This window comes from Bradyrhizobium sp., from assembly GCF_035701725.1.
Classification (GTDB): domain Bacteria; phylum Pseudomonadota; class Alphaproteobacteria; order Rhizobiales; family Xanthobacteraceae; genus Bradyrhizobium.
The window spans coordinates 1-13,763 of sequence record NZ_DASSRP010000304.1 but is presented as its reverse complement, the minus strand read 5'-3'; the positions used below and the strand labels follow the sequence as shown (position 1 = coordinate 13,763).

The following is a 13,763-nucleotide window of genomic DNA, read 5'->3' as shown; positions in this document are numbered from 1 at the left end:
GATCACCACATCGACCACCTGCGGGATCACGTCGCCGGCGCGCTGAATCACGACCGTGTCGCCGATCCGGATGTCGCGGCCCTCGCGGAGTTCCTCGCCCTTGTTGCCGATGCCCTTGATGTAATCCTCGTTGTGCAGCGTAACATTCTGCACGATGACGCCGCCGACCCCGACCGGCTCGAGCTTGCCGACCGGCGTGAACGAGCCGGTGCGCCCGACCTGAATCTCGATGTCACGCAGCACCGTCATGGCGCGCTCGGCCGGAAATTTGTGGGCGATGCCCCAGCGCGGAGTGCGCGAGACGAAACCGAGACGCTCCTGCCAGTCGATGCGATCGACCTTGTAGACAACGCCGTCAATGTCGTAGTCGAGCCTGGCGCGCTGTTCCTCGATCTTGCGATGAAACGCGATCAGCTCATCGACCGAACGGCAGATCCTGGTCAGCGGATTGGTCTTGAAGCCGCAATGCTCGAACCAGCCGATCATGTGCGACTGGGTATCTTCCGGCATGTCGCTCATCTCGCCCCAAGCATAGGCGAAAAAGCCGAGCGGGCGCGAAGCCGTGATCGAAGGATCTTTCTGCCGCAATGAACCGGCGGCTGAGTTGCGCGGATTGGCGAAGATGGTATCGCCGGCCGCCTTCTGCCGCTCATTGAGCGCGAGAAACGCTTTCTTGGTCATATAGACCTCGCCGCGCACCTCGCAGATCGCGGGAATCTTGCGGCCCTTCAGCTTCTTCGGCACATCTTCCAACGTGCGGATGTTGGCGGTGACGTCCTCGCCCTCAGCGCCGTCGCCGCGCGTCGCCGCGGTGACGAGCTCGCCGTCCTCATAGCGCAGCGACATCGAGAGCCCGTCGATCTTGGGCTCGGCGGAAAAGTCGATACGCTCGTCGTCGCCGAGCTTCAGGAAGCGACGGATGCGGCCGACGAAATCGAGCACGTCCTCTTCGGCAAAGGCATTGTCGAGTGAGAGCATCGGTATCGCGTGACGCACTTTTCTGAACCGGCCGGATGGCGCGGCACCGACTTTCTGCGACGGCGACTCGGCGCTGACGAATTCCGGAAAGCGCTTTTCGATGGCGTTGAAGCGCTGGCGCAGCGCGTCGTATTCCGCATCGCTCACCTTGGGCGCGTCGTCCTGATAATAGGCCCTGTCGTGGCCTTCGATCTCAAGCGCGAGCCGCATGTGCTCGACCTTGGCTTGCGCCTTGGTGAGATCGGCGACGTCGGTGAGTCTTTTCGGTTTTGCTTTTGCTATCATCGTGGAAAATCTTGGTTCGTCATTCCGGGATGGTCCGAAGGACCAGACCCGGAATCTCGAGCTTCCGGTTCGCGCTACGCGCCCCGGAACAACAAGGTGGATAAGGCAGTCGGCAAACAGTCATGGCTTACTACGTCTATATCCTAGCAAGCCGGAAAGATGGGGCAACCTACGTTGGCATCACCAACGATCTCGTGCGTCGGGTCTACGAACACCGGCAAAGGCCGTTCCGGCCTTCACTTCGAGGTACAACATCACCCAACTGGTATGGTGCGAAATCTACGAAGATCCAGTTGCTGCTATATCGCGAGAAAAAGAACTGAAGAAGTGGAAGCGGGATTGGAAAACCCAATTGATCGAGGCCAAAATCCAGAGTGGCTCGACCTTTACGATTCGATTTGTCAGTGATCTGCCCTTTGCGGACTACCGAAGGACCAGACTTGGAATCTCGAGATTCCGGGTTCGTGCTTCGCACCCCCCGAATCACGAAGTAAGGTGCTACGCGGTCGCCGCCTTGAGCAGCCGCTCGGCGGCGGCGCGGGCTTCGGCGGTGATTTCGGCGCCCGCCAGCATGCGGGCGATCTCCTCGCGGCGGTGATCGGCAGCCAGTGCATTGACGCGGGTGGCAACGCGCTTGCCCTTGTCGAGCGCATCCTTTGAAATCAACAGATGCTGGTCGGCGCGGGCGGCCACCTGCGGTGCGTGCGTCACCGCCATCACCTGAACCTTGGAGGCGAGCCGCGCCAGCCGTGCGCCGATCGCATCCGCCACCGCGCCGCCAACCCCGGTGTCGATTTCGTCGAACACCAGCGTCGGCGCCGAACCGCGGTCGGACAGCACGACCTTGAGCGCGAGCAGGAAGCGCGACAGCTCGCCGCCGGAGGCCACTTTCATCAACGGACCCGGCCGCGTCCCCGGATTGGTCTGCACCCAGAATTCGACACGGTCATAGCCTTGCGGCCCGGGTGAGGCCGGATCGGAATCGACCTGGGTGGTGAATTTCGCGCGCTCGAGCTTGAGCGGCGCGAGTTCGGCATTGACGGACTTGTTGAGCTTGTCCGCCGACTTCACCCGCGCCGCGGAGAGTTTTGCGGCCGCCGCACCATAGCGCTTGTCGGCGGCATTGGCGGCCTCTTCCAGCTTCTTGAGCTGATCGGCGCCGGCATCGATCAGCGCAACGTCGGCGGCATATTTGGTGGCAAGCGCCGCAAGCCCGTCGACCGGCGTCGAGTATTTGCGCGAGGCGGCGCGCAGGGCAAACAGCCGCTCCTCGATGCGTTCGAGCTCGGCGGGGTCGAAATCGGCTGCGGCGAGCGCGGCCGCAAGATGCTGATCGGCTTCTTCCAGCGCGTTGATCGCGGTATCGATCGCCTTCACCGCGGGCTCGACCAGCGCAGGCGAATTCGCCGCGCGGCGCTCGAGCCGCCGTACCGCTGCGGAGAGCGCCGCGACCGGCGACTGGTTGCCGGAAACGGCTTCTTGCGCCTCGCGCAGGTCCGAGGCGATCTTCTCGCCCTGCATCATCACGGTGCGGCGGGAAGCGAGCGCGGTCTCCTCGCCATCTTTCGGGGCAAGCTGCTTCAATTCGTCGGAAGCGTGCCGCAGATAATCGGCCTCGCGCGCGGCGCGCTCCATGCCGGCACGGTGCTCGTCGAGCGCACGGCTCGCTTCGCGCCGCGCCTCCCAAAGCGTCTCCAGCGCGGCGACATCCTTCTCGAGGCCGGAAAAGGCGTCGAGCAGGCGGCGATGGGTCGAGGCATCGACCAGCGCGCGTTCGTCGTGCTGGCCGTGAATCTCGACCAGCGCCGAGCCGAGCGCCTTCAGGGTCTGTACGCTGATCGACTGATCGTTGATGAACGCCCGGGTACGGCCATCGGCAAGTTGCACGCGCCGCAGGATCATCTCGCCGGTGTCTTCAAGTCCGTTTTCGAGGAGGATCGCGGCGGCGGGATGCCCCTTCGGCACGTCGAAGGTGGCCGTGACCTGGCCCTGCTCGGCGCCATGGCGCACCAGCGTGGCATCACCACGCCCGCCCAGGGCCAGCGCAAAGGCGTCAAGCAAAATCGATTTGCCGGCGCCGGTCTCGCCCGTCAGCACGGCAAGGCCACGGGAAAACTCGATATCGAGCCGTTCGATCAGGACGATGTCACGGATCGACAGACGCGCCAGCATGAGAGGACAAATCCCAAGTTCCCACTAGTGGTCTGATTCTGATATTCGCTTCCCGTCTCGGCGAGCATGTTAGCGAATCTCAGAATCAAAGGACCACTAGCAAATATTAGATTCAAGTGGAGTTCTGGATTTGACATTCGCCTTCCGGTCCGCGGCTTGGCACGTGGCGAATGTCAAATCCACTCCACTTGGTGGAATCAAACCCGATTCCATCTCGCAAGGGAATCGTTTCTTAGCCGAGACCGAGCTTCTTGAAGGCCTTGGAAATATAGGAGCCGGTGTTTTCCGCGGGCTCGACCCCGCCGGATTTTACAAGATTATAGGCGTCCTTGTACCAGGGGCTGTCGGGAAAATTGTGCCCGAGCACGGCCGCGGCGGTCTGCGCCTCGCTGACGATGCCGATCGCCATATAGGCTTCGGTGAGGCGCGCCAGCGCTTCCTCGACATGGCGCGTGGTCTGGTACTGCGTCACCACGGTCTTGAAGCGATTGATGGCGCCGGTGTAGTTGCGCTTCTGCAGGTTATAGCGCCCGATATTCATCTCCTTGCCGGCGAGCTGGTCGCGCGCCGCCTCGAGCTTGGCCTTGGCGCTGACGGCATATTCCGACGTCGGGTATTTGCGCACGACCTCCTCGAGCGCGGCCATCGCCTTCTCGGTCCGGGTCTGGTCGCGCGTCACGTCGGTGATCTGGTCGTAATGCGAGGCCGCAATCAGATATTGCGCATAGGCGGCGTCCGGGCTTCCGGGATGCAGCGTGACATAACGGGTCGCCGCCCCAATGCAGCTGTCATAATCGTTGGCCTGGTAGTAGGCGTAGGCCGACATCAACAGCGACTTGCGCGCCAGGTCTGAATACGGGTGCTGGCGGTCCACTTCCTCGAATCGCTTCGCGCCGGCCTTCGGATCGCGCTTCTCGTTGGTCAGGAACAGGCCTTCGTTGTAGAGCTGCTCCGCCGGCTGTTCGACAAAGGTGTCGTCCTTCTGGGTGACCTTGTCCCAGAGTTCGGTGGCCGAGCTGCAGGCGCCGAGCACCGTCGCTGCAACGACAAGACCCGCCGCCACGCGCAGGTGCCGCAGCAAGGCTTGTCGCGCGAGGTTTTGCTGCGCGAGGCCGTGAAGGCTCCAACGGGTCAGGAGTCGCTGAGAGCGCGCCATAGGTTTCGTTGACATGAAGTTCAGACCCGAGGCCTTTCGAGCGCAGCCGATATAGGCCGGCGCAGGCGTTCACCGGTATCGCCCCGGCCCTGTTTATCCAAAACAAGTCTCTAAACCAACCGGATACGTAGGCATTTCGCCCGGATTAAGGCGGATGGCTATCGGGAAAAGTGCGGACATTTGCGCGCCTTGGCGCAAAATCACGGCAAATGGGACGTGAGACGCCAGGAATGGACGATCAGGACACGTCCGGACCGTAGGCCGGTGCGACCAGACCGCCGACAATGCCGCTGCCGACCTCGGCATGGGTGCGGGCGCGGCGGGCGGTTTCGGCCTCGACCACGCGCCAGGCGGAGCGATCGGCCAGCAGCGCGGTCAGCACCGCATGGTTGAGCTTGTGGCCGCCACGCACCGAGCGATAGGTGCCGAGCAGCGGCAGGCCCGCCAGCGCCAGATCGCCGATCACGTCGAGCACCTTGTGGCGGACGCATTCGTCGCTGTAGCGCAGGCCTTCGGTATTCAACAGACGGGTATCGTCGAACACCACCGAATTCTCAAAGGACGCGCCGAGCGCAAAACCAGCGCTCCAGAGCCGGGCCACGTCGTTGACGCAGCCGAAGGTGCGGGCGCGGGAGATCTCGCGGCGGAAGCGTTCGGCGCCGAGATCGAGCACGTAGCTTTGACGGCCAATCACCGGATTGGCGAAATCGATTTCGACCTCGGCGCGGAAGCCCGACGCATTGGGCCGCAATTCGCCGAAGGAGTCGCCGATCACGACCTGTACCGGCTTGGTGACCTGGAGGTAGCGGCGTGCTGCCGACTGCGAGACGATGCCGGCCTGCTCGATCGCGGCAACGAAATCGGCCGCGCTGCCGTCCATGATCGGCACTTCGGGACCGTCGACTTCGATGGTGGCGTTATCGACGCCCATGCCGCGGAGCGCGGCCAGCACGTGCTCGGCGGTCGAGACCAGAGGTCCCTCGCAGTCGCCGAGGACGGTGGCAAATTCGGTGGCGATGACGGATTCGGCAATGGCGCGAACTTCGCGGTCGCTGCCTTCAAGGCCGGTGCGGACAAAAACAAAACCTGCATCGACAGATGCAGGTCCAATCGTGAGATTGACCGTTTGTCCCGAATGGACGCCGACGCCCGTCACGGTAGCTTGCGAACGCAGCGTTGTCTGCCGGCCGAATTTCATACAGAAGTGCCCACACTGACTTACCGTGAGATCAGATCGACTACCCCTTTTGTCGCCGATCCGACTCAGTGGTTCCCCAAGTCACGGTCGAGAATAGTCACTGCCTTATTGCACGCCAACTCACGCTTTTTTACCGATTGTTACCCTATCTCCGCCGCATTCGCGCCAAGGCCTGACCCAAATCCGACGCCGAAAACCGGGATCAAGCGGTCATCACCGCGAGCCTAGCACTCAAATATAACAATTCAGTTTCAATGGGTTGGACGTGAGGCAGGCGCCGCCGGCGGCGCAAGCGAAAATGGGCCCCGGCGGTCAGACCGGGGCCCATGGCTTCGCCAAGATTGTAACAATTTTCAGCTGGTCTGCCGGCGCAGGAAAGCGGGGATATCGAGATGATCGTCGCCCTGTGGCGCGGCAGCAACAGGTGCCGGGCGGCCGTGGATATCCAATCCCTGCGGCGCCTGGCGCGGAGCATATTCTGATACCGGCGGCCGATTCGCCATCTGCTCGGCGACCGAGCGCTGGGGCTTGCGTTCCGGCAGCGGCGGCATGGCCGGCATCGCCGGACCCGAGGCGCGCGCGGCGATCGGCGGCTCGCTTTCCTCGTCGCGGCGGCCCAGGCCGACATTGGCCAGCCGCTGCAACAGCGACATCCGGTTCTTCTGTGGATGCTCTTCCTCGGCTTCGCCGCGGGCCTGGCGGATTTCGTTCTGGGCCGGCATCGGCAGTTCCTCGAACTTCGGCATCCGCGGCGCGCGGGCCGGCGGACGCTCGGCCGCCTGCGGAATGAAGGTCTCCGGCGGCGCCGGCTCGGCGGCGGGCGCGCTGGCCACTTCCGGATCGGGGAAAAGCGTCGGCTTCTGCGCAATCGGGCGAACCGTGACGTCGCCATAGGCGGCCGCCTGCAACGGCGCGGCCGACGGCTGCGGCGCCTCGGATACGGCAGCCGCGATCGCCGCCAGCGCGGCGCGCTCGACGGTCGGACGCGGCGGCGTCGACGGCGCGGCATGGCCCGTATTCGAGCTTTCGAGCTTCTGCGCGCGTTCGGCGAGCCGTGCATTGTCGGCGCGCAGCCGCGCGGTCAGTTCGGCGAGGCGCGAATCCGGTCCCGCGGAAGCCGTGGTGGCAACCGGTGTCGCCACGGAAGCCGGTGCGGTGCCGGTGGTGCGGGCGATCTGCGCCTGCTCGATGCCGGTGGCGACCACCGAGACGCGGATGATGCCGTCGAGCGCCTCGTCGAACGTGGCGCCGACGATGATGTTGGCGTCCTGATCGACCTCTTCGCGAATCCGCGTGGCGGCTTCGTCGACCTCGAACAGCGTCAGGTCCTTGCCGCCGGTGATCGAGATCAGAAGGCCGCGGGCGCCCTTCATCGAGCTATCGTCGATCAGGGGATTGGCGATCGCGGCTTCCGCGGCCGTCAGCGCCCGCTTGTCGCCGGAGGCCTCGCCCGTGCCCATCATCGCCTTGCCCATCTCGCGCATCACCGCTCTGACGTCGGCGAAGTCGAGATTGATCAGGCCTTCCTTCACCATGAGATCGGTGATGCAAGCGACGCCCGAATAGAGCACCTGATCCGCCATCGCGAAGGCGTCGGCGAAGGTGGTCTTTTCGTTGGCGACCCGGAACAGGTTCTGATTCGGGATGATCAGAAGCGTGTCGACGACCTTGTGCAGTTCGGCGATGCCGGCTTCCGCCGTGCGCATGCGGCGCTGGCCTTCAAAGTGGAACGGCTTGGTGACGACGCCGACGGTGAGAATGCCGAGATCGCGCGCGGTCTTGGCGATCACAGGCGCTGCGCCGGTGCCGGTGCCGCCGCCCATGCCGGCGGTGACGAACACCATGTTGACGCCCGAGATGTGATCGCGGATCTCGTCGATGACCTCTTGCGCGGCAGCCGCGCCGACGTCGGGCTGCGAACCGGCGCCCAGGCCCTGCGTGACCTGCGTGCCCATCTGGATGATGCGCTGCGACTTCGACATCGTCAGCGCCTGCGCGTCGGTATTGGCGACTACGAAGTCGACCCCCTGCAGGCCCGCCGTGATCATGTTGTTCACGGCGTTGCCGCCGGCGCCACCGACGCCGAACACGGTGATCCGGGGCTTCAGCTCATGAATGTCAGGAGGAGTAATATTGAGTGCCATGGGTTGCCTCTCGGGTCACGCGCGCGTGGATTCGCCCCGGCATTGCGCCGCGGGTGTTGGTGAAATTGCGGATTTGCGGAAAAGATTCATCAGAAGCCCTCGCGAAGCCATCGGCCGACTTTGCCAAAATAGCCGTCGGTCCCTGTTCTGAGCTGCCGCGTGTACCGCGGTTCGACATGTTCGAGATGAGCGTATTGCGGGTAGACCAGAAGGCCGGTGGGCACCGCAAAGGATGCGCTCTTGGCCTCGCTCGGCAGGCGGCTGAAACCGAGCGGGCGGCCGATTCGCACCGGGCGGTTGAGGATTCGGGTGGCGAGTTCCAGCGTTCCCGTCAGCTGGCAGGCGCCGCCGGAAAGAACGACACGCGCTTTCGGCTCCGCCGCAAAGGGAGAATCCGCAAGCCGGTCCCTGACCATCTCAAAAATCTCCTCGGCACGGTGCCGGACAATGTTCGCAATCGTGGCGCGTGACACGACCTGCGGAACATCCAGCTCGTCGTCGCCGGTAGACGGCACGGACATCAACTCGTGTGCGTCAGACCCGCCGGTCAGCACAGTGCCATATAACGTCTTGATTCGCTCGGCATCCGCAATGCATGCGGAGACCCCCCGCGCAAGATCCATGGTGATGTGGTGGCCACCCAGGGCAAACCCGGATGCATGGACGAACCGCCCCCCGGAATAAGTGGCAATCGTGGTGGTCCCCGCCCCCATTTCGACCACCGCGGCGCCAAGATCGGCCTCGTCGTCGGTCAGCACGGCCAGGCCCGCCACATAGGGGCTCGCGGCCATCGCCTCGACATTGAGATGGCAGCGTTCGACCACCAGCATCAGGTTCTTGACCACCGTCGTGTCCGACGTGACCACGTTCATATCGACGCCGAACTGCCGGGCCATCATTCCCTTGGGATCGCGAACGCCCTTGACGCCGTCGATGGAGTAGCCGGTCGGCAGCGCATGCAGCACGGTGCGGCCCTCGCCGGTCGCATGGTGCATGCCGGCCGAAGTGACTCGCGCGACATCGGCCGAGGTCACGGCGCCGCCCTTGATGTCGGCGGCCGCCTCGACGAGCTGCGCCTGCAGGCGGCCGGCCGAAACCGACAGCAACACCGATTCGACGCGAACCCTGGCCATGTCCTCGGCGAGCGCGACCGCTTGGCGCACCGCCTGCTCGCATTCGGCGAGATCGACGACGGCGCCGGCCTTGACCCCGCGCGAGCGGATCTGGCCATAGCCGATCAGTTCGACGGCATGGGTGCGGCCGCGCAACGCCTCGTTCGGCGCGCTCGGCTTCAGCCGTGCGATCATGCAGGCGATCTTGTGGGTGCCGATATCGAGCGAGGCCACCAGCGCGGTGCGCTTTTGCGGCATCGGGCGCGTCTTCGGCGCCTGTTTGCGATCGAACCCGGTCATGCGTCGCCGACCTTCTTTTTCGGGTCTTTCTTCTTGAGCGCTTCTTCGCGCGCCTTGGCGGCATCGTCGGACAGTTGCACCACGAGGCGATCCGGCAAGCGCAGATCGATCGCGACGATGTCCTTGGTAAACAGGTGCTCGTCCTTATTGAGGCTGCTCAGCAGCGCCAGCGCGTTGCCGACGTCGTTTTCCGGCAGGCGGATGTCGAGCCCGTCGTTGAGACGCAGGTTCCAGCGCCGTTCGCCGACAAAGATGGCGGCCTTGGTCGCGGTACTCACTTGCGGATATCGCGCGAGCAGCGCCAGAAAATCCCTGGCGCGGGTTTCGGCGCCCTTGCCCACCACCAGCGGCAATTTGACGAAGCGCGGCGAGACAAAGCCCTCGAGCACTGCGCCGTCTTCCGAAATCACCGACAGCTGGCCATTGCGCTGCCAGAGCGCGAACGGCGCCCGCTCAACGATATCGATGCGGAGCTGACCGGGATAAAGCTTGAGCACAGTGGCATCGGCTATCCAGGGATCGGCTTTCAGCTTCTCGCGGACCGAAGCGGCATTCAGGAAGAGCAATGACGAGCGGCCATTGACGCCGCCGATCGCGAGGATCTCGTCCTGCGTCAACTGCTTGCGGCCGTTGATGGCGACCGAGGTGATGCGGAATCCGGCCGAGTTGGCGATCGCGTTGCGCGCTTCGCTCAGGCTCGTGAGGAACGCTTCGAGATGGCCGCCCTTGACGATGCCAAGGCCTGTGCTCGCGGTCAGCAACAAAAGCGTTGCCGCGAGACCCGCGCGGCGCGGCAGGCGGTTTTCGATAAAGGCGATCAGGCCGGAGGGCCGGTCGTTGCGGCGGCGCGCCCTCGAAGGCGCAACACGAGGCAGCCGCGCACGCAAGGCGGCGGCAACGCCCGCGAGGGCCTCCATCAGATCGGTCTGTTGCCTCGGCGATCGCTGTGACCGGGCGAGACGTCCTCCACCATCCATTACTCGAGCTCGTCAACCGTTAAAGCCCGCAAAGATTGCGGGACGCGAGCGCATCTGACGGCTCAGCCACACCGGGCTTTGAGCTGGGCCCCGCCCCCAAGCAGGGTCACCCTCCCCACGCGCTGCCAGCAACAGCCCGCGTCCCGGCGGCCAAGCGTTTCCGCGCCGCCGGCGTTAACCTTCGGCCTTCCTGGTAAACAAAGGGTAAATTTGGTCCGACCAGAGCCCGATTTGGCGAGTTTTGATAAGGCTTTGGTAAGTAACCTTAGGATTTTCGTAACGCTTGAGCCGGGTTCCGGCGGGGACCACTCGTCGTCAGCCCCGCGCCCGCCGTTCGGCGATCGCAATCTGGCCTTTGAGGAAATCGACGAATTCGATGCCCTGCGCCTTCAAGGCCTTGGGATAGAGCGAGGCCTTGGTCAGTCCCGGCAGGGTGTTGGTTTCCAGATAGACCGGACCTTTCGCGGAGACGATGAAGTCGGTGCGCGAATAGCCGGTGCACGACAGAGCGCGATGAGCGCGCACTGCCATGTCCATGATCTTGGCGCTGATCTCCGGCGGGAAACGGCCGGGACAGATTTCCTGGGTCGCCGCGGCAAGGTATTTGGCGCGGTAATCGAAGCCGTCGCCGCCTTCGGCCGGGATGATCTCGATCGGCGGCAGCGCAATCACCGAGCCGTCCGCTTGCTCCAGCACGCCGCAGGTCGCCTCGGTGCCGGCAATGAACGGCTCGATGACATATTCCTCCGCTTTAGCGGCGTTGCGAACCGCGACGATGTCCTGCTTGGCGTTGACGAAGATCAGCCCGTAGCTCGAGCCGTCGCGCGCGGGCTTTGCGATCAGTTTGCCGTGCTCGGCAAAGGCCGCCTCGATATCGGCGAGCGCAATGCCTTCGGCCGAATGCACGCCGGCGATCGCCGCAAAACGTTTTGCCGCCACCTTGTCGAACGCCAGATTCGAGGAGGCCGAACCGGAGCCGGTAAAGGCGATGCCGTGCAGCTCGCACATCGCCTGCAACTCGCCATTCTCGGCGCGGCCGCCATGCAGCCCCAATACCAGCAGCCGATCGTCGGCCTTGGCGCGGTCCATCGCCTGCTCGATTGAACGGGCGACCTGCGCGCCATCCGCCTTGAACGCCTGCTCGAACGGTCGCGCATGCGCGAGCAGCGCCTTGCCGCTGGTCGCGTACACGGAATCATCGGCATCCCAGAACCAGAGATCGGCATCGGGCAGCGCGGTGTGCAGCGCCTGGGCTGAAGCCACCGACACCAGACGCTCCTTGTTGGTGCCGCCAAAGAGAATGGTGATCCGCATCAGTTCTTCTTTCGTCATTCCGGGCTCGCGCTTGCGCGAGAGCCCGGAATCTATTGTTCAACTACCTCGAGATTCCGGGCCTGGTCCTCAGCACAAAATTGAATATCAATTTTGTCGCTCGGACCATCCCGGAATGACGTCTAAAGAGAAATCCCGATCCGCTTGATTTCCCATTGTAACTCGATTCCGGAATTTTCCTTCACCCGCGTGCGAACGGTTTCACCAAGCTTCTCGATATCGGCGGCCGTCGCATCGCCGGTGTTGATCAGGAAATTGCAGTGCATTTCCGAGACCTGGGCCCCGCCGACCCGCAGACCTCGACAGCCGGCCGCGTCGACCAGCTTCCAGGCACTGTGGCCCGGGGGATTCTTGAAGGTCGATCCGCCGGTCTTCTCACGGATCGGCTGCGCCGCCTCGCGGTGCGCCTGCACCTCGCTCATGCGCGCGCGGATCGCTTCGTTCGATGCCGCTTTGCCCTGAAAGCGCGCCGAGGTGAAGATGATCGAAGGGTCGACGCCGGAATTGCGGTAGACGAATTTCATCGCTGCATTATCGAACAGATGCTTTTGGCCGTCGCGGCCAACGCCCGATGCCTCGATCAGCACGTCCTTGGTCTCCGCGCCGTTGGCCCCGGCGTTCATGCGCAAGGCGCCGCCGATGGTGCCGGGAATGCCGAAGAAGAATTCGAGCCCAGAGAGATTTGCCGCTGCCACCGTTTCCGCCACGCGCTTGTCGAGCGCGGCCGCACCGGCCCTGACGACATCATCTTGTGCAACAACCTCGCCGAAACCGCGGGGAGCGAGACGAATCACGACGCCCGGCAATCCGCCGTCGCGCACAATCAGGTTGGAACCGACGCCGACCACGTAGACCGGCAGCTCGGCGGGAAGCCGCGCGAGAAAATAAGCCAGATCGTCTTCGTCCGCCGGCGTGAACAGCACCTGCGCGGGACCGCCGACGCGAAACCAGGTGAGTTCAGCCAGCGACTGGTTGGCCGTCAGCCGTCCACGCAGCTCCGGCATCGCGGCCTTGAGGTCGGGCGTGATGTCCGAAAAACTCAATTGCGATCTCTCCGTCCGTCGTGGCCGGGCTTGTCCCGGCCATCCACGTCTTGCAGAATCTCCGCATGGCAGGTGGATGGATCTACATTCTGACAAATCGTCCGAACGGCGTCCTGTACGTCGGCATTACTAACGACCTGGTCCGACGGATACACGAACACCGCTCTGGCGTTGTAGACGGCTTCACCAAAAGATACGGCCTGAAGCGGCTGATTTACTTTGAACAATTCGAAGATATCCGAGATGCGATTCAACGCGAACACAATATCAAACATTGGTCGCGCGCCTGGAAGATTCGGAAGATCGTCGGGATGAATCCAAATTGGGATGACCTCTTCGAAACAATCGCGAAGTAAAGACGTGGATGGCCGGGACAAGCCCGGCCATGACGAAGCCGGTAGCGAGGCGCCCCTCACCCCAGTGCTTTCAACTCGCCGGGCAGCGCATAGGCCCATTGCGTGATGTTGCCGGCGCCGAGGCAGACGACGAGATCGCCGCTGCCGGCCAGTCCCTTGACGATACGAGCGAGCTCACCCGCATTCGGCAGCGGGATCACCTCGCGGTGGCCGTGCGCGCGCAAACCCAGCACGAAATGATCGCGGTCGATACCCTCGATTGGCGCCTCGCCCGCGGGATACACTTCCGCCACGATCACGGCGTCGGCGTCGTTGAAACAGGTGCAGAATTCCTCGAACAGCGATTGCAAGCGGGTGAAGCGATGCGGCTGCACCACGGCGATCACCTTGCCGTTGCTCGACTCGCGTGCCGCCTTCAGCACCGCCGCAATTTCCACGGGGTGATGACCATAGTCGTCGATCACGGTGACGCCGTTCCATTCGCCCGTCTTGGTGAAGCGTCGCTTGACGCCGCCAAAACCCGCGAGCGCCTCCCGGATCGCCGTGTTGGACAAGCCCAGCGCGTGCGCGACCGCGATCGCTGCCGTGGCATTCGAGGCATTGTGCCGGCCCGGCATCGGCAGCGTGATGTCGGGGATCTCGTGCGGCGCGCCGCCCTTGCGGTCGCGAATGACGACCTTGAACGAGGAGCCGCCGCCGCTTGGCGAAAG

The 13,763-nt window shown here is 63.8% G+C and carries 11 protein-coding genes and 1 pseudogene; 2 read left to right on the top strand and 10 right to left on the bottom strand.

Annotated features, from left to right (window positions below; genetic code table 11):
* The coding region (gene ligA, locus VFL62_RS18050; protein ID WP_325173742.1) for an NAD-dependent DNA ligase LigA at positions 1-1,263 on the bottom strand (1,263 nt) is incomplete at its 3' end.
* Positions 1,264-1,385: 122 nt separating this feature from the next.
* Between ligA and VFL62_RS18045 the strand changes: the two are divergent.
* A pseudogene (locus VFL62_RS18045) lies at positions 1,386-1,671 on the top strand (GIY-YIG nuclease family protein).
* Between the two features lie 90 nt (positions 1,672-1,761).
* On the opposite strand, the gene recN reads toward VFL62_RS18045, so the two are convergent.
* The 8 genes from recN to murB all read right to left on the bottom strand — a co-directional run bounded on the left by recN (position 1,762) and on the right by murB (position 12,697).
* Positions 1,762-3,435 carry a DNA repair protein RecN gene (gene recN / locus VFL62_RS18040; protein ID WP_325173741.1) on the bottom strand — a complete coding sequence of 558 codons (1,674 nt, stop codon included), beginning with the start codon at positions 3,433-3,435 and terminating at the stop codon, positions 1,762-1,764.
* Between the two features lie 232 nt (positions 3,436-3,667).
* Positions 3,668-4,606, bottom strand: coding sequence for an outer membrane protein assembly factor BamD (locus VFL62_RS18035; protein WP_325173740.1), 939 nt, complete (start codon positions 4,604-4,606; stop codon positions 3,668-3,670).
* 223 nt (positions 4,607-4,829) lie between these two features.
* Complete coding sequence (gene lpxC / locus VFL62_RS18030) at positions 4,830-5,789, bottom strand: UDP-3-O-acyl-N-acetylglucosamine deacetylase (RefSeq protein ID WP_325173739.1); 960 nt, start codon at positions 5,787-5,789, stop codon at positions 4,830-4,832.
* Positions 5,790-6,142: 353 nt separating this feature from the next.
* Positions 6,143-7,933 (bottom strand): cell division protein FtsZ, encoded by a 1,791-nt coding sequence (gene ftsZ, locus VFL62_RS18025; protein WP_325173738.1) that lies wholly within the window; start codon positions 7,931-7,933, stop codon positions 6,143-6,145.
* A gap of 89 nt (positions 7,934-8,022) precedes the next feature.
* On the bottom strand, positions 8,023-9,345 hold the full coding sequence (gene ftsA / locus VFL62_RS18020; protein ID WP_325173737.1) for a cell division protein FtsA: 1,323 nt from the start codon (positions 9,343-9,345) through the stop codon (positions 8,023-8,025).
* Positions 9,342-10,322: a cell division protein FtsQ/DivIB gene (locus tag VFL62_RS18015; protein WP_325173736.1), complete on the bottom strand. Its 981-nt coding sequence runs from the start codon at positions 10,320-10,322 to the stop codon at positions 9,342-9,344. Before VFL62_RS18015 ends, ftsA begins: the two co-directional genes overlap by 4 nt.
* 315 nt (positions 10,323-10,637) lie before the next feature.
* Positions 10,638-11,636, bottom strand: coding sequence for a D-alanine--D-alanine ligase (locus VFL62_RS18010; RefSeq protein ID WP_325173743.1), 999 nt, complete (start codon positions 11,634-11,636; stop codon positions 10,638-10,640).
* A 140-nt stretch (positions 11,637-11,776) separates the two neighbouring features.
* The gene (murB, locus tag VFL62_RS18005; RefSeq protein WP_325173735.1) at positions 11,777-12,697 is read right to left on the bottom strand and encodes a UDP-N-acetylmuramate dehydrogenase; all 921 of its coding nucleotides are present in this window, start codon (positions 12,695-12,697) and stop codon (positions 11,777-11,779) included.
* Positions 12,698-12,717: 20 nt separating this feature from the next.
* Between murB and VFL62_RS18000 the strand changes: the two genes are divergently transcribed.
* The gene (locus tag VFL62_RS18000) at positions 12,718-13,053 is read left to right on the top strand and encodes a GIY-YIG nuclease family protein (protein WP_325173734.1); all 336 of its coding nucleotides are present in this window, start codon (positions 12,718-12,720) and stop codon (positions 13,051-13,053) included.
* A gap of 56 nt (positions 13,054-13,109) precedes the next feature.
* Here VFL62_RS18000 and VFL62_RS17995 read toward each other — a convergent pair.
* Positions 13,110-13,763 (bottom strand): glutamate ligase domain-containing protein (locus tag VFL62_RS17995; RefSeq protein ID WP_325173733.1); only part of this gene is annotated, 654 nt, incomplete at its 5' end.

What these genes read in the sequence shown, in the direction of transcription:
- recN (WP_325173741.1), bottom strand. Translation starts at nt 3,435, where the DNA reads ATGCTGGCGCGTCTGTCGATCCGTGACATCGTCCTGATCGAACGGCTC.
- ftsA (WP_325173737.1), bottom strand. Translation starts at nt 9,345, where the DNA reads ATGACCGGGTTCGATCGCAAACAGGCGCCGAAGACGCGCCCGATGCCG.
- VFL62_RS18035 (WP_325173740.1), bottom strand. Translation starts at nt 4,606, where the DNA reads ATGTCAACGAAACCTATGGCGCGCTCTCAGCGACTCCTGACCCGTTGG.
- VFL62_RS18010 (WP_325173743.1), bottom strand. Translation starts at nt 11,636, where the DNA reads ATGCGGATCACCATTCTCTTTGGCGGCACCAACAAGGAGCGTCTGGTG.
- lpxC (WP_325173739.1), bottom strand. Translation starts at nt 5,789, where the DNA reads ATGAAATTCGGCCGGCAGACAACGCTGCGTTCGCAAGCTACCGTGACG.
- ftsZ (WP_325173738.1), bottom strand. Translation starts at nt 7,933, where the DNA reads ATGGCACTCAATATTACTCCTCCTGACATTCATGAGCTGAAGCCCCGG.
- VFL62_RS18015 (WP_325173736.1), bottom strand. Translation starts at nt 10,322, where the DNA reads ATGGATGGTGGAGGACGTCTCGCCCGGTCACAGCGATCGCCGAGGCAA.